Source organism: Spinactinospora alkalitolerans (assembly GCF_013408795.1).
Taxonomy (GTDB): Bacteria; Actinomycetota; Actinomycetes; order Streptosporangiales; family Streptosporangiaceae; genus Spinactinospora; species Spinactinospora alkalitolerans.
Window position 1 is genome coordinate 401,832 of the sequence record NZ_JACCCC010000001.1, and the last position, 15,742, is coordinate 417,573.

General features: G+C 71.5%; 11 protein-coding genes. 2 read left to right on the top strand and 9 right to left on the bottom strand.

Annotation, left to right across the window (positions count from 1 at the left end):
• Positions 1 to 37: 37 nt before the first annotated feature.
• The 5 genes from HDA32_RS01975 to paaI all read right to left on the bottom strand — a co-directional run bounded on the left by HDA32_RS01975 (position 38) and on the right by paaI (position 5,959).
• Positions 38 to 403, bottom strand: a complete 366-nt coding sequence (locus HDA32_RS01975) for an STAS domain-containing protein (RefSeq protein ID WP_179641540.1) — start codon at positions 401 to 403, stop codon at positions 38 to 40.
• A gap of 346 nt (positions 404 to 749) precedes the next feature.
• Positions 750 to 3,053 (bottom strand): hypothetical protein, encoded by a 2,304-nt coding sequence (locus HDA32_RS01980; protein WP_376766927.1) that lies wholly within the window; start codon positions 3,051 to 3,053, stop codon positions 750 to 752.
• A 358-nt stretch (positions 3,054 to 3,411) separates the two neighbouring features.
• Positions 3,412 to 4,059 (bottom strand): TetR/AcrR family transcriptional regulator, encoded by a 648-nt coding sequence (locus HDA32_RS01985; RefSeq protein ID WP_486387598.1) that lies wholly within the window; start codon positions 4,057 to 4,059, stop codon positions 3,412 to 3,414.
• Positions 4,060 to 4,133: 74 nt separating this feature from the next.
• Positions 4,134 to 5,483 carry a phenylacetate--CoA ligase PaaK gene (paaK, locus tag HDA32_RS01990; protein WP_246334196.1) on the bottom strand — a complete coding sequence of 450 codons (1,350 nt, stop codon included), beginning with the start codon at positions 5,481 to 5,483 and terminating at the stop codon, positions 4,134 to 4,136.
• The gene (gene paaI / locus HDA32_RS01995; protein ID WP_312863002.1) at positions 5,480 to 5,959 is read right to left on the bottom strand and encodes a hydroxyphenylacetyl-CoA thioesterase PaaI; all 480 of its coding nucleotides are present in this window, start codon (positions 5,957 to 5,959) and stop codon (positions 5,480 to 5,482) included. The genes paaK and paaI overlap by 4 nt, the downstream gene beginning before the upstream one ends.
• A gap of 137 nt (positions 5,960 to 6,096) precedes the next feature.
• On the opposite strand from paaI, the gene paaN reads away from it, so the two are divergent.
• Positions 6,097 to 7,794 carry a phenylacetic acid degradation protein PaaN gene (gene paaN, locus HDA32_RS02000; protein ID WP_218882293.1) on the top strand — a complete coding sequence of 566 codons (1,698 nt, stop codon included), beginning with the start codon at positions 6,097 to 6,099 and terminating at the stop codon, positions 7,792 to 7,794.
• Between the two features lie 58 nt (positions 7,795 to 7,852).
• Here paaN and HDA32_RS02005 read toward each other — a convergent pair whose 3' ends face one another.
• Both HDA32_RS02005 and HDA32_RS02010 read right to left on the bottom strand, forming a co-directional pair.
• Positions 7,853 to 8,440, bottom strand: a complete 588-nt coding sequence (locus HDA32_RS02005) for a DUF6069 family protein (protein ID WP_179641541.1) — start codon at positions 8,438 to 8,440, stop codon at positions 7,853 to 7,855.
• Positions 8,441 to 8,567: 127 nt separating this feature from the next.
• On the bottom strand, positions 8,568 to 9,881 hold the full coding sequence (locus tag HDA32_RS02010; protein ID WP_179641542.1) for an aminotransferase class I/II-fold pyridoxal phosphate-dependent enzyme: 1,314 nt from the start codon (positions 9,879 to 9,881) through the stop codon (positions 8,568 to 8,570).
• A 422-nt stretch (positions 9,882 to 10,303) separates the two neighbouring features.
• Between HDA32_RS02010 and HDA32_RS02015 the strand changes: the two genes are divergently transcribed.
• A complete protein-coding gene (locus HDA32_RS02015) occupies positions 10,304 to 11,962 on the top strand; it encodes a glycine/sarcosine N-methyltransferase (RefSeq protein WP_312863003.1) in 1,659 nt (552 codons plus the stop codon).
• A 499-nt stretch (positions 11,963 to 12,461) separates the two neighbouring features.
• Here HDA32_RS02015 and HDA32_RS02020 read toward each other — a convergent pair whose 3' ends face one another.
• On the bottom strand, positions 12,462 to 13,889 hold the full coding sequence (locus HDA32_RS02020) for a GntP family permease (RefSeq protein ID WP_246334198.1): 1,428 nt from the start codon (positions 13,887 to 13,889) through the stop codon (positions 12,462 to 12,464).
• Between the two features lie 10 nt (positions 13,890 to 13,899).
• Positions 13,900 to 15,651 carry an IlvD/Edd family dehydratase gene (locus HDA32_RS02025; protein WP_246334200.1) on the bottom strand — a complete coding sequence of 584 codons (1,752 nt, stop codon included), beginning with the start codon at positions 15,649 to 15,651 and terminating at the stop codon, positions 13,900 to 13,902.
• Between the last annotated feature and the right edge of the window lie 91 nt (positions 15,652 to 15,742).

Genomic DNA, 15,742 nt, shown 5'->3' on the forward strand with positions numbered 1-15,742 from the left:
GCGCCGCCGCTGACTGCCCTCCCGCGTGGGGCCCGGCTCAGCGCTGCCTGGAGGTCTCCACCGGAGCGGCCAGCGCCGACTCCACGGTCGGGTACACGGGGATACGGGTGTCGATGGCCGTGACGTGCAGGATCTGCGTCACGCGCTCGGAGGCGGCCGCGATGAAGACGCGGCTGTCGTGCTCCTTGCCGGCCTTGTGGCACTGGATGAGCACCCGCAGGCCGCTGGAGTCGATGAACGACAGCCGGGTGCAGTCCAGGACGACGCGCCCGTGCTGCTCGGCGCTCATGGCGTCGAGCACGGCCCGGTGGAACTCGTCCTCGGTGGCGATGTCGATCTCTCCGTCGAGCACGATAACGGTGCCGTCGTCGTGGTTGCGGATGGTGATCTGCAGCGCGGGCATGCTCGCTCCGGGGTGATACGCCGATGCCGTTGCCCGGCCGGATGGCACTACGGCCCGGCCGCTCCCTCGTCCGGGATGGCCGACACGACCGCGGGTCAACGTGGTGGCGGGCGCGCCGCTGTGGCAGAACCGCTGCCTCATATGTGTGCTACCCCTCATGCTGACAATGAGGACTTGTCAGACACATGCAAAAGGTCACCGTCTCGTGCCGGGGGGCTTCGACTGTGACTCGGGCGGTCGGACCGACAATTGAATCCGGCCCAAAGGCCCGGTGAACGGCTTGTATGCGACAAGCCTGCGCCCACTCGTTTCTAAGACGCTTAAAACAAGCATCCGTCCCCGGACACTACCACATGCCGGTTGGCCGTTTCGTTACTTCGGTGGCGGGAGCCGCGCTTCGGGGTTTATGTCGAGAATGCGAATTCGGGCCCTCCCGCCGCAGCACCCACGTGCACGCCGCCAGCGTGAGCGGCACGGCCACGGTGAGCGCCAGCGCGGGGATGGCGATTCCGGAGTCGTTGACGGCGAATCCGGTCAGCGCCGTGACCAGTGAACCGGTGAGTCCGGCGCGCAGCGTCGGCGCGTATTCGTAGACCCGTTGCAGCACGCCCATGCGCCAGTTGGTGGGATTGTTCAACACGGCGAACAGGAACAGCAGCGCGCAGGCCGACAACAGGGTCAACTGCCAATTGCCCAGGGAGCCCAGCATCGCGCCCAGCTTGCGCGACACCACCGTCCAGGCCTCCCCGTTGACCACCTGGCCGGCGAACAGCCCGAGGTGGCTGCGCTCGTTGGGCGGGCGCAGGTAGTCCAGGTAGGCCAGGGCGCTGATCACGGCGACCGCGACCCCGGCGACCGCGAGCAGCCGGAACGGCGTCACCCGCCGCCCGGCGATCATCAGCACGGTCACCGCCAGGCCCGGGATGAGCGCGACCACCCCGCCGAAGTCGGTGCCCAGGTTCGGCCAGCCGATGACGAACAGCGTCGCGACGCCGATCACCAGGGCCGACGCCACCGCCCAGGTGCGGAGCCCCCTCGCCAGGAGAACGTGGGCGATGCCGGCCACGGTCATCAGCATGCCGGTCGCGAACGTCGCGAACGCGATGTTGCCGAGGCCGTAGAAACGGCCGGCCACGATCGGGGTGTAGCCGGTGGGCGAGTTCATCTGCAGGTTCGCGCCGGTGCACATGTCGATGAACAGCACCGCCGTGGTGACGCCCGCCACCACCGTGCTCGGTCCGAGGATGCCGCGGCGCCACGGCCCGGCCATCGCGGCCCCTACGACCAGCGCGTCGGCCAGCAGCACGCTGCTCAGCAGCGCGAGCTGCGGAGTCTCGGCGGACCACCACGGGATCAGGTTCGAAAGGTAGCTCGACACCGGGAACGCCGCCCCGGCGAGCGCCACGACACGGGTCACGGACAGCACGAGATCGCGCTTCTTGCGGTCCCGGTCCCCGTAGCGCTTCAACGTGTAGGCGGCAGCGGCGTAGATGAGCAGCTGCAGCGCGACCAGGCCGCTGAAGAAGCCCGCCATGAGCGACTCCACGACCTTCGCGGCCGTGTTGAACTCCACGAGCCCCGTGACGGCCTCGTCGAAGTCGGCCGGTGCGGGCACCTCCATCCATGCGCGGCCCACCAGACCCGGCGGATTGTCCACGCTCAGGGCGTGCAGCAGCGTGGTGGTGATGTCGGTCAGCGTCACCAGGCCGGCGCGCCGGGTGGACTCCGAGGCCAGGTAGCCGCCGTCGAAGTCCTCCCCGTCGGGACCGACGCCGTGCAGCAGCGCGGCGTTGAGGTTGGAGGCTCCGGCCTCCACCGAGACCCCGGCCACCATCAGGACGGAGCCGGGCGGCAGGGAGTCCAGCACCGTGCCGAGCTGGGCGTCGACGGCGGAGAGCCGCTCCACCCGGTCGGCGTCCTGGATCGGGTCGGGTTCGGGCTCCTCCTGCTCCTCGACGGCGTCCTCGTCGATCTCGGCGTCGGGGTTCTTCGGCGGGTCCAGGTACAGGTCGGCGAGGTCGTCGAGGCCGATGACGGCGAGCTCGGCCTCGTCCCAGTACTCGGGCCGCAGCCCGTCCACGCCGCTCAGGTACCGGTCGACCCGGCCGTCGCCGTCGGCCGCGGCCAGCGCCGCGCCCGGCCCGACGGCAAGGGTGGAGCCGCCGGCGGCGTGCACCGCGTCGCCGAGCAGCCCGACGCGCGCGGCGAACCTGGAGGCCGCGTTGTACTCGATGTGCTCGCTGTAGTCCGGCACGACCGCGCCGTCGCCGTCGCGCTCGGGCAGCCGCGGCAGTTCGCAGATGGAGTACGTCTGGCGCTCGCTGGCGGCGCGCTGGCCCGCGGAGACGCTCAGCCAGCCGTCGACGGGGCAGGTGCGGGAGGTGACCGTGCGGATCGACATGTTGCCGATGGCGCTCTCCTGGGCCAGCGCCCACAGGTTCGGCATGGTCTCGGCGTCGATCTCCTCCCACATGAGACCGGGCACGCCCACGAGCACGACGGGCCCCGCGGGCCGATCCGGAGCGGGGGCGCCGACCGCGGCGGCGGGCCCGGCCGGGACCGGGGGGAGCAGGGTCAGGGGGAGGAGGACGAGCAGGACGGCGAGCACGATCGCGACGCGCGACTGCCCGCTCCGATGCGCCACGGCCAAGCCCCCCTCAGCGTTTCCGACGGCTCGTGCTCACACTAATCGCCACGGAGCATTGAGCGTGTGACCTCAATCCGGTGGTCGGAGACCTTGGCCACAGGGGTCTTGTGACCTCAGCCTCAGGAGAGGGTTCGCACGGGTGCGGTTCTCTCGTGCGGCCGCAGGCCCATTGAGGTGAACGTCGCACCCGTGCGCGAAGCGGACCCGCCGCCTTCAGCGCACGCCGAAACCAGGGTGTCGGCCTGGAGCACAAGGACATCCGGTGTGCTTCGCGCGGAGCCGGGCACCCGCACACGGGCCTTCGGCCACACGACGGACCGCCCGTTCACCGCGGACCCTTGTGGCCGGGGTTTCAGAATCCCTATGGCCGAGGCCGCGACCCTCCAGTGGGCGGGGTGGTCCGCAGGCCGCCGAAGGCGACCGCGGCCAGGGCGTCGGCGAGTTCGGCGCCGTCCAGGCCGCGGCCGGGGCGGTACCACTCCACGATCGAGTTGACCATGCCGAACAGCAGCCGGCCGGTCAGCGCGGGATCGACGTCGGGGCGGATGTCGCCGGCCGCCACGCCCTCGCGCACCAGGCCGCCGACGAAGTGGTCGAACTCGCGCCGCCGCTGCAGCGCGCGCCGCTCCACGTCGGTGTTGCCGCGCACCCGCAGCAGCAGCGTCACGTGCGGCAGTTCGTCGACGAGCACGCGCACGCTGCCGCGCAGCACGTGCTCCAGGCGGTCGATCGCCGGGCCGGTCGTCGCCCCGGTCTCCCCGGTGACGGCGAACAGCGCGTCCAGCGCGCGGTCCAGCGACTGGCGGAGCAGCTCCTCCTTGCCCGCGACGTGGTGGTAGATGGCCGACTTCGTCACGCCGAGGGCGCGCGCGAGGTCCTCCATGCTGGTGCCGTCGTATCCGCGCTCGTTGAACACCCGCGCGGCCACGCCCAGCACCGACTCGGCGTCATGACCCGGGCGCCCGGCGCGGCGTCGCGCCGGGGAACCGGGAACGGGTGAGTTGGGCACAGCTCTCGATCTTCTCAAGTGGAGGGCGTCCTGTGGGGGAGACCTCCCCCACAGGACGCCCGCGGAGGCCGGTGCTACCTCGGCCGCTCGTCGACGATGCGCCGGACCTTGCCGACGGAGCGCTCCAGCGTGTCGGGCGCCACCACCTCCACGGCCGCGCTCACCCCGAGGTGCTCCTTGACCGCCTCGTCCAGTCGCGCCCCGGCGGTGCCGATGTCGGCGGCCGCGGCGCCGGGGCGGTGCTCCACCCGCACCGTCATCTCGTCCATGCGGGCCGGACGGCGCAGCACCAGTTGGAAGTGCGGGGCCAGCGCGGGAATGCGCAGCACCTGCTCCTCGACCTGGGTCGGGAACAGGTTCACCCCGCGCAGGATGATCATGTCGTCGCTGCGTCCGGTCACCTTGGCCATGCGCCGAAACGCCGGGCGCGCGGTGCCCGGCAGCAGCCGCGACAGGTCGCGGGTGCGGTAGCGCACGATCGGCAGCGCCTCCTTGGTCAGCGAGGTGAACACCAGCTCGCCCTCCCCGCCGTCGGCGACGGAGTCGTCGGTGATCGGGTCGACGATCTCGGGCAGGAAGTGGTCCTCGAAGACGTGCAGCCCGTCCTTGCTCTCCACGCACTCGTTGGCCACGCCCGGGCCCATGACCTCCGACAGCCCGTAGATGTCGACCGCGTGCAGGCCGAACGTCTCCTCGATCTCGGTGCGCATGTCCTCGGTCCAGGGCTCGGCCCCGAGCACCGCGGTGCGCAGCGACGTGCCGCGCGGGTCCGCGCCCTGGCGGCGGAACTCGTCGGCGATGGTGAGCAGGTAGGACGGCGTCACCATGATCGTGTCGGGGCGGAGGTCCCGGATGAGCTGGACCTGCCGGGCCGTCTGCCCGCCGGAGACCGGGATCACGGTGCAGCCCAGCCGCTCGGCGCCGTAGTGCGCGCCCAGGCCGCCGGTGAACAGCCCGTAGCCGTAGGCCACGTGCACCCTCTCGCCCGGGCGGCCGCCGGAGGCGCGGATGCAGCGGGCCACCAGGTCGGCCCAGACGTCGAGGTCGCCCTTGGTGTAGCCGACGACGGTGGCGCGGCCGGTGGTGCCGCTGGAGGCGTGCACCCGCAGGACGCGGTCCATCGGCACCGCGAACGCGTCGAAGGGGTAGGCGTCGCGCAGGTCCTGCTTGGTGGTGAAGGGGAACCGCGCGATGTCGGCGAGTTCGCGGCAGTCCTCGGGGCGCACCCCCGCCGCGTCGCACTTGCGCCGGTAGAAGGGCTGGTTGTCGTAGGCGTGCCGCAGGGTCCACCGGAGCCGCCGGAGCTGGTGCTCCTCGAGAACCGCCCGCGACGCCCGCTCCATCGGGTCCAGGCCGGCCGGGTCGGGGGCGGTTCCCAGGCGGCGCGGGAGCCGCGGCGTGCCGGGCGAGATCTGCTGGGTCAACGCTGTGCACCTTTCACGTGGCCCGGGAGGGCGCGGCTGCGGCCGCGGAACTCCGCCACGACGTCGCCGTCGGCGCGGGTGACCGTGATGTCGTAGACGCCGCTGCGGCCGTAGCGGGTCCGCTCGGTCCCTGTGGCGAGGAGGACGTCGCCCGGACGGGCGCTGGAGACGAACGCGATGTCGGCGCCGGCGGCGACGGTGACCACGTCGTAGGTGTTGCAGGCAGCGGCGAACGCGGTGTCGGCGAGCAGGAAGACGTAACCGCCGTGGCACATGCCGTGGCCGTTGACCATCCGGTCGGTGACGCGCATGCTCGCCCGCGCGCACCCCGGTGCGACACCGGTGACCTCGATCCCCAGCGCGTTGGAGGCCGCGTCGGCCGCCATCATCGCCGCCACCGACGCCTCGGCCGTGCGCTGCGCGCCGTCCGGCGCCGCAGCCGCCGCAGGTCCGGCCGCGGACCCGTTCTCCGACACGTGGCACCGCCTCCCGTGAGCGCCGCCGTCCCGCCCCTTGCGTGCTGAACGAACGGTCGGTTAGTAATACGTCATAGGGAACCACCACCGGCAGGTGGCCTGTCAAGAGGCGGCGGAGCCCGTCAGCGGAAACGACCTTGGAGAGTGGACTCGTGGGCCAGGCGACGACAGAACCGGCGGAGTTCTTCACGCGGCACCGGCAGACCCTGGAGCAGGCGGTCGCCGCCACGCACGGTCGGCACTTCTGGACCCCGTACCCGGAGTCCCCCAGCCCGAAGGTCTACGGCGAGGACGCGGCCGCGGCGGGGCTGGCGGCGTTCGAGGGCCACCTCGGCACCGACTTCCCCCTCGACCAGCCGGGAGCCGACGACCGCATCGTCACCGAGCGCTCCCCCTACGGCATCGCGCTGGGCGTGGGCTACCCGCACGCCGGCGCCGACGCCCTGGTCGCCGCGGCCCGCGCCGCGCTGCCGTCGTGGCGCGACGCCGGCGTGCGGACCCGCGCCGGGGTGTGCCTGGAGATCCTGCACCGCCTCAACCGGCGCAGCTTCGAGATGGCGCACGCCGTGCAGCACACCAGCGGGCAGGCGTTCGTGATGGCGTTCCAGGCCGGCGGGCCGCAGGCGCAGGACCGCGGGCTGGAGGCGGTCGCCTACGGCTACGACATGATCGCCCGGTACGCCGAATCGGTGCGCTGGGAGAAGCCGCAGCGCAAGGGCGAACCGCTGGCCATGGACAAGCGCTTCCACGCGGTGCCGCGCGGCGTCGCGCTGGTGATCGCCTGCAACACCTTCCCCACCTGGAACACCTACCCCGGCCTGTTCGCCAGCCTGGTCACCGGCAACCCGGTCATCGTCAAACCGCACCCGCGCGCCGTCCTGCCGCTGGCCATCACCGTCGCCGTGGCGCGCGAGGTCCTGGCCGAGGCCGGGCTCGACCCCGACACCGTGCTCCTGGCCGCCGAACGGCCCGAGGAGCGGCTGGCCGCGGCGCTGGCCACCCGGCCCGAAGTGCGGATCGTGGACTTCACCGGCTCCACCGAGTTCGGCGAATGGCTGGAGGCCAACGCGCCCCAGGCGTTCGTCAACACCGAGAAGGCCGGGGTCAACGCCGTCGTCGTGGACTCCACCGACCACTACGGGCAGATGCTGGGCAACCTCGCGTTCTCGCTGTCGCTGTACAGCGGGCAGATGTGCACCACGCCGCAGAACATCTACCTGCCGCGCGCCGGGATCGACACCGACGAGGGGCACAAGAGCGCCGACCAGGTGGGCGCCGATCTCGCCGCGGCCGTGGGGAAGCTGCTGGGCGACGCGGCCCGCGCCACCGGGGTGCTCGGCGCGATCGCCAACGACGGGGTGCTGCGGCGCATCGACGAGGCGGCCGGGCTCGGCGACGTGCTGCTGGAGTCCACGGAGGTCGCGCACCCCGACTTCGCCGAGGCGGTCGTGCGCACGCCCACCATCGTCGGGCTCGGCGCCGAGCGCCGCGACGTGTTCGGGCGGGAGCACTTCGGCCCGATCTCGTTCGTGGTGACCACCGACGACACCGAGCACTCGCTACGCCTGGTCCGGGAGACGATCGCGGAGCGGGGCGCGCTCACGGCCTCGGTGTACTCCACCGACGAGGCCGTCCTGGACGCGGCCGAGCGGGCGGCGTGCGAGGCCGGCGTCAACATCTCGGCGAACCTGACCGGCCAGGTGTTCGTCAACCAGTCGGCCGCCTTCAGCGACTACCACGGCACCGGGGCCAACCCGGCCGCCACCGCCTCGCTCACCGACCCGGCCTTCGTCGCCGGCCGCTTCAACTTCGTCCAGTCGCGCCGGCACGCCTGAGGCCGTGCGCGGGCCCGGGACCGGCGGTCGCGGATCCCGGGCCCGTCGGCGTCAGATGTCAGTCGAGGTAGGGGTGCGTCCCCTCCTCGGGGTCGCGGCCGCGGTGCCGGCCGTCGTAGTCCCGGCGCGGGTAGGCGTGCAGCGCGTCGTAGTGCCCGGCGGAGTAGCCGGTGCCCGGCAGGGAGCCGTCCTCGCGCCTGGGCCGCTCCAGGTGCCGCGGCAGCGCGCCGGCGCCGACGCTCGCGAGCAGCATGGCGATCGCGGCGCCGGTGACCAGGTTGATCGCCGCCGTCGCCACCTGGCTCGGCACCGCGGCGTCCTGGATGAACGGGCTGAACGTCGCGACGGCGACCGCCAGGCCGATGATCCAGCCGAAGAAGGTCAGCGGCCGCGGTGCGCTCAGCAGCAGCAGGTGCAGCAGCCCGGTGGCGGCCAGCGCCGCGATCGCCGCGGCCACCGCGGAGAGACCGATTCCGGCGGCCCCGAAACTCCCGGCCTCCTCGGGCGCCGGCGCCGCCACGCCCATGACGCCCCGCATGACGAGCGCGCCGACCAGGACGATCAGTCCCGCGACCACCGCCGTGGCCAGTCCTCCGGACCACAGCTTGGCGACGTTGATCCGCCGCCACTCCCCATATCCGCTCATGCCGTTACCCCCGATACGGCGTCGAACGTGGTCGTAACCCCCCATACCCCGTGTCGAAGGGCATAACCGCAGGTGGCAACCGTGTGGTCAGCCGTGGACGGATCACGTGCGGGTGGTCATGGAGGGGTCAGACGTGCGGGCCGGTCGGGCGGGCGGAGGCGGTGATGTCGGCGGCCAGACCCGGCATGTCGGCGAGGTCGAGCCCGGAAACGGTCACTCGAATGCCCGGGGGAGTGCGTGTCCGGAATCCGCTTCCCGGGGCGGCGGCCCACCCGCGGGCCAGCAACTGGGCGATCGCGGTCGCCTCGTCCGCGACCGGAACCCACACGTTGACGCCCGAACGGCCCCGCGCATCGATCCCCCGTAGGGAGAGCTCGGCGATCAGCGCGGTGCGGCGCTCGGCGTAGGACCGGCCGACCGCGCCGGGGTCCACGCCGCCGCGGCGCCACAGCTCGACGAACGCCTCCTGCAGCACGTGGCTCACCCACCCGGGGCCCAGGCGCTGCTGGGCGCGCACCCGGTCGACGGTCACGGCGTCACCGGTGAGCACGGCCAGGCGAAGGTCGGGGCCGTAGCCCTTGGCCGCGGACCGGACGACCGCCCAGCGCCCGGTGGCGCCGGCGACGCGGTGGAAGGGCAGTTCGACGAAGCCGAACCCGTGGTCGTCCTCGACGGTGAGCACCCGCGGGTGCCCGGCGAGCAGCGAGCGCAGCTCCTCGGCGCGCCCGCCCGACAGCGCCGCGCCCGTGGGGTTCTGCGCCCTGCTCGTCATGACCAGCGCGCGCACGCCCCCGCGCAGCGCCTCGGCCAGGTCGTCGGGCAGCGGCCCCTCGTCGTCGACGCGCACCGGCACCCGCCTAAAGCCGAGCGAGGCCAGCAGGTCGAGCTCGCTGTGCCACCCGGGGTCCTCGACGGCGACGGCGTCACCGGGCCGCAGACCGGAGCGCAGCAGCCGGTCGATCCCGTCGAGCGCGCCGGAGGTCGCCGTCACGGCGTCGGCCGGCACGCCGTCGGCGGTGAAGAGGGCGCGCGCGGCCTCCAGCAGCTCCGGGACGACCGGCGGGGCGCCGTAGAGGGGGTGCCGGCCCGCGCGCCGGGCCGCGACGGTCGCCAGCGCGCCGCCGAGATCGGGCAGCAGCCGGACGTCGGGGTTGCCGCCGGCGACGTCGCGCGCACCCGGCGGCACCGCTCCGGGATCGAGCTCCCGGGGCGCGTCCGCCGACTGGGCCCGCACCCGCGTCCCGCGGCGGCCGCCGGTCTCGACCAGTCCCCGGTCGCGCAGCAGCCGGTAGGCCGAGGCGACGGTGTTGGGATTGACCCCCAGTTCACCGGCGAGCTCCCGGATCGGCGGCAGCACCGACCCGGGGTCGAGCTCCCCGGCCACGACCGCCCGCTCGACGCTGTCGGCGATCTCGTGCGATCCGCGTCCGGTGATGACCATGGTCCGTATTATGCGGCAGGGCGCGGCGGCCGCCGGCGGCGAGCGCGCGGCGCCCATCGGGCCAGGGGCGCCGGAAAACGCGCGCCCCCCGTTCCGCACCGTGAATTGCGGCGATATTCCAGATGCGTTTCCACGGCGTTATTCGTCCGCCATTCGCGCGATGCGCAATGCGTTGCGTCTCGCGGAACGACGGTGTCCGCTCCGATTGCGGCCGCCCGTGCGAAAATTCTGTCGGCCCCGCCGCCGGCCGTGCGGGGTGTGCGGCAATGAGTGTCGAGTGCAACGCCTTGACCTGCGGTTATCTAGACGGTATCGAATCAGGTGTTGAAATTTGTCGCCATCTGTGGTTTTAACTGGAAGAGTACGTGCTTTTTCTCGTCGGTGCTTTCGTGTGCCTTTCGGCTGTGCCGGCGGGATTCCGAGTGCAGAGGAGTCGTACCATCACAACCCAGGATCAGCAGTTCTTCGGTGACGACCCGCTGGCCATTCGCGATACCGACCACTACACCGACGAATACGTCACGGGGTTCGTCGAGAAGTGGGACGAGCTCATCGACTGGAAGCGCCGCTACGCCAGCGAGGGCACCTTCTTCATCGACCAGCTCAAGGCGCGCGGCGTCCGAGAGGTGCTCGACGTCGCCACCGGCACCGGTTTCCACTCGGTGCGGCTGATCGAAGAGGGCTTCGAGACCGTCAGCGTCGACGGCAGCCCGGAGATGCTGGCGAAGGCGTTCGCCAACGGCATGTCCTTCGGCGGCCACATCCTGCGCGTCGTCCACGCCGACTGGCGGTGGCTCAACCGTGACGTGCACGGCAGCTACGACGCCATCATCTGCCTTGGCAACTCCTTCACCCACCTGTTCTCCGAGCGGGACCGGCGCAAGGCGCTGGCGGAGTTCTACGCCATGCTCAAGCACGACGGAGTGCTGATCATCGACCAGCGCAACTACGACGCGCTGCTGGACGGCGCCTACGCCAACAAGCACACCTACTACTACTGCGGCGAGGAGGTCTCGGCGGAACCGGAGCACATCGACGAGGGGCTGGCGCGCTTCGTCTACCGCTTCCCCGACGAGTCGACCTACCACCTCAACATGTTCCCGCTGCGCAAGAACTACATGCGCAGGCTGATGCGCGAGGTCGGGTTCCAGCGGATCGAGACCTTCGGCGACTTCCAGGAGACCTACCGGGGCGGCGAGCCGGACTTCTACATCCACATCGCCGAGAAGGCCTACGAGCGGGAGGGCGACCCGACCGAGGGCTACTCGTCGGCTGTGCGCACCGCCCGCGACTACTACAACTCCACCGACGCGGACAACTTCTACTACCTGACCTGGGGTGGAAGCGACATCCACGTGGGGGTCTACGAGCGGCCCGACGAGGAGATCGCCACGGCCAGCCGGCGCACGGTGGAGCGCATGGCCGGGGCGCTCGACCTGGGGCCGGAGACCCGGGTGGTCGACCTCGGCTCCGGGTACGGCGGCTCGGCCCGCTACCTCGCCCGCACCTACGGCTGCCACGTCACCTGCCTCAACCTCAGCGAGGTGGAGAACGCCCGCAACCGCGAGATGACCGAGCGGGCCGGCCTCGCGCACCTGATCGACGTCGTGGACGGGTCGTTCGAGGAGATCCCCGCGCAGGACAACGCCTACGACGTGGTGTGGTCCCAGGACGCGCTGCTGCACAGCGGGGACCGGACGCGGGTGCTGGAGGAGGTGGCCCGGGTGCTGCGGCGCGACGGGCACTTCATCTTCACCGACCCGATGGCCGCCGACGGCGCGTCGCGCGAGTCCCTGCTGCCCATCCTGGACCGGCTGCACCTGGACACCATGGGCACGCCGGAGTTCTACACCACCCAGGCCCAGCGGCTCGGGCTGCGCCCGGTCGGCTTCGACGACCTCACCCCGCACCTGTCGACCCACTACGGTCGGGTGCTGGCCGAGACCATGCGCCGCAACGACGAACTGGCCGCGCACATCAGCACCGATTACCTGGACCGGATGCGGACCGGACTGCGCAACTGGGTCAAGGGCGGCGAGGCCGGCGACCTGGCCTGGGGGATCATGCACTTCCGGAAGTAGGTCGGCGGCGAACAGGCCGACGGCGACGTGGGCCCCGGCGCGCGCTCGGCGCGCCGGGGCCCACGCGCGTCGCAGCGGGGCCGGCCCCGCGGACACCGGGCTCCTCGATGCGGGGCCCTTCGGTTCGGGACGGCTCGGGCCTCTTCGGTTCAGGGCTCTTCGGCGGGCCCCGGGGCCGGTCTCGTCGGTGATGAGCGGTCCCATCAACGTCCGCACCAGCGCAACGGGGGCCGGTGCCCCGGTGTCGGTGATGGGCGGCCGCTCGGTGAAGCCGGCCGGGAAGGCGTGCTGGAAGCACGCGCCGACCTGGCCGACGCGGTCCCGGCGGCCCTGGAGGACCCCACGACATCCCGCACGGCCCTGGGAGTCGCCTACTGGCCGAAGCCGCGCCACCGCGGCTGCTGACGCAGTCCACAGGCGGCCTTGCCACTGTCCCGATCCCGCCCGATGAGTCCTGAGCGCGCTCCCTCCACCGGAATACACGTCGGACCTCAGACTCCTAGGAGACGAAGAGGCTCAGGACGAGGGCGATCGAGAACCCGGTGAGTCCGACGATGCTCTTCATCACCGTCCACGACCTCAGCGTGTCCGCGACGGACATACCGAAGTAGCGGTTCGCCATCCAGAACCCCGAGTCGTTCACGTGCGAGAACGCCGTTCCGCCGCAGGCGATGGCGACACAGGCCAGTGCCAGCAGCGGAGGACCGGCCCCGAGGGTGTCGGCGAGAGGCGCCGTCAGGGTCGCGCCCGTGATCATCGCGACCGTACCGGAGCCCTGCGATATCCGGATCACCGACGAGGCGAGGAAGCCGAACACCACGATCGGCATGCTCGTCTGCTCCATCGCGGTCGCCAGCACCTCCCCGAGTCCGGAGCCGACCAGGAGCCCCCCGAAGACGCCCCCCGCCCCGGTGATCAGGATGATCACACCGGCCGGCCCCAGGGCGCGGGTGGCCATCGCCTGGAGCTCCTGGCGGGAGGATCCGCGCCTGACGCCGAAGAACCAGAGGGTGTACAGGCAGGTCACCATAAGTGCGATGACGGGCTGGCCGATGAAGACCAAGGCGGTCCGCACGCCGCCGCCCTCCGGTAGGAGCGCCTCCCCGGTGGTGCCGCCGAGAATCAGGACCAGCGGCAGGACGAGGGCTCCCAACACGGAGGCGAAGCTCGGCAGCGGAGCCGAGGTCGGCGACGGCGTGGGGTCGGGTCCGCCTTCGGGCCGGTCGGGAGGGGACGGTGCGATCGCGTCCCCGCCGGCTCCTCCCCCTCCGGAGGGGACCGCGGTGGTCGCCTCGATACCGGCCGGGACGGACACGAAGATCCGCTTCGAGATGAACCTGCCGAAGACGGGGCCGGCGACGAGCATCGCAGGGAGGCCGCAGACCGCGCCGAACACGATCACGAGCCCGAGGTCGGCTCCCATGATCCCCGCCGTTGCGATCGGTCCGGGGGTCGGCGGGATGAACGTGTGCGTGACGCTCAGGCCCGCGCACAGCGGAATCCCGTAGAACAGGAGGGATCTCCCCGTGCGCCGCGCGATCCCGTAGAGCATCGGCACCAGGATCACGATCGCGACGTCGATGTAGACCGCGATCGACACGAGAAACCCCGCAAACCCCAGGCCCCATGCGACGTTGCGCTCGGAGAACCGTTCGACGAGGGTCGAAGCGAGGCGTTCGGCCGCGCCCGCTCGTTGGAGGACCTCGCCGAACACCGCTCCGAGGCCGATCACCAGTGCGACCTCACCAAGCGTGCCCCCCATCTCCTCGACGATGAGGTCGACCAGGTCGACGGGGTTCGTCCCCGTGGCGAGTCCGAAAACGACGCTGACCAGGAGAAGGGCGATGAAGGCCTGGAACTTGAACCTGATCACGAGTAGGAGGAGGAGCAGTACCGCCAGCACGGTGGCGGTCAGCGTCCACGCCATGCTTTCCATGTCACCCCCGCTGCTGTTCGCCGTGGACGGCGGGGCGGCGGTCCCATTGGGGACGGGGAACCGAACCGCGTTCCGACTCGGCCTGCAGGAACCGGAAGTCGCAGCCCTCCTCCGCCTGGGTGACCTGCTCGACGTAGAGCTTGCGGTAGCCGCGCCCGGAGGTCTCCCCCGCAACGGCCGGAGCCGCTTCGGCGCGTCGGCGGAGCTCCTCGTCCGGCACCTCGAGTTCGAGTGCCCGTTCGCTGACGCTGAGCCGGACCACGTCACCGGTCCGGACGTACCTCAGCGCGCCGCCCACTGCGGCCTCCGGTGAAACGTGCAGAACGATCGTGCCCGCCGCCGTGCCGGACATCCGGCCGTCGGAGACGCGGACCATGTCCTTGACCCCTTGGCGGGCGAGCTTCTTCGGGAGGGGGATGTATCCCGCCTCGGGCATGCCCGGTGCGCCCACCGGTCCGATGTTCTTGAGGACCAGCACGTCATCAGGCGCGACGTCCAGGTCCTCGTCGTCGATTCGCGTGGCGAGGTCCGCCGAGTCCTCGAAGACGACCGCCCGGCCACGGTGCTCCAGCAGGTCCTGCGAGGCCGCGGCCTGCTTGATGATGGCCCCGTTGGGCGCGAGGTTCCCGCGCAGTACGGCGATGCCGCCGACGGGGTGAACCGGTTCGGTGCGCGGCCGGATGACGCTCTGCGGGAACGGGGGCTGCGCGAGGTCGAGCTCCTGCCCCAGCGTCCGCCCCGTGACGGTCAGCGCGTCGAGGTTGAGCAGGTCCCGCAGTTCGTGCAGCAGCCTTGGCACCCCTCCGGCCTTGTGCAGGTCCTCCATGTAGTGGTCGCCGACCGGCTTCAGGTCCACCAGTACCGGTGTCTGCCTGCTCATCTCGTCGAAGCGGTCCAGGTCCACAGCGATCCCCAGGCGGCCGGCGATCGCGGCCAGGTGGACGATGGCGTTCGTCGATCCGCCGACCGCCAGCAGCACCCGTAGCGCATTCTCGAAGGCCTCCTCGGTGAGGATCCTGTCGACCGTCAGCCCCTCCTCGGCCATCTCCATCGCGCGCCGCCCGGTGAGTTCGGCCGTCCGCATCCGGTCGGCCGTGACGGCGGGCGGCGTCGCACTGCCGGGCAGGGCGATTCCGGCGGCCTCGGCGAGGCAGGCCATCGTGCTGGCCGTACCGGCCACGGAGCACGTTCCGACGCTGCCCACCAGGTTCCCATTGGCCTCGGAGATCTCGGCGCCGTCGATCTCACCGCCCCGGTAGCTCCCCCAGAACGCCCGGCAGTCGGTGCATGCGCCGACCCGGCGTCCCCGGTGCGCGCCGGTCAGCATCGACCCGGTGACGAGCTGGATGGCCGGCTTTCCCGCAGACGCCGCGCCCATGAGCTGAGCCGGCACCGTCTTGTCGCATCCACCGATGAGCACGACGGCGTCCACCGGCAGGGCGCGGATCATCTCCTCGGTGTCCATCGACATGAGGTTCCGCAGAAACATGCTGGTGGGGTACGAGAAGCTCTCGTGCAGGGAGATCGTCGGGAACTCCACCGGGAGCCCACCCGCCAGCATGATCCCGCGCTTCACCGCTTCGATCAGCTGCGGCATGTTGCCGTGGCAGGGATTGAAGCCGCTGCCCGTGTTCACGATGCCGACGACGGTGCGCTCCAGGGCGTCGTCGGTGTAGCCCGCCCCCTTGATGAAGGCCTTCCTCAAAAAGAGCGCGAACTCCGCGTCACCGTAGTTCGTCAGGTTCCCCCTCATGCCCGCCAGGGGTGCCCCCTCATCCGCCATTATCATCGACCTCATTATTGATAATTTGTGTGATGAACACCGCAGAGCGAACCACACTCGG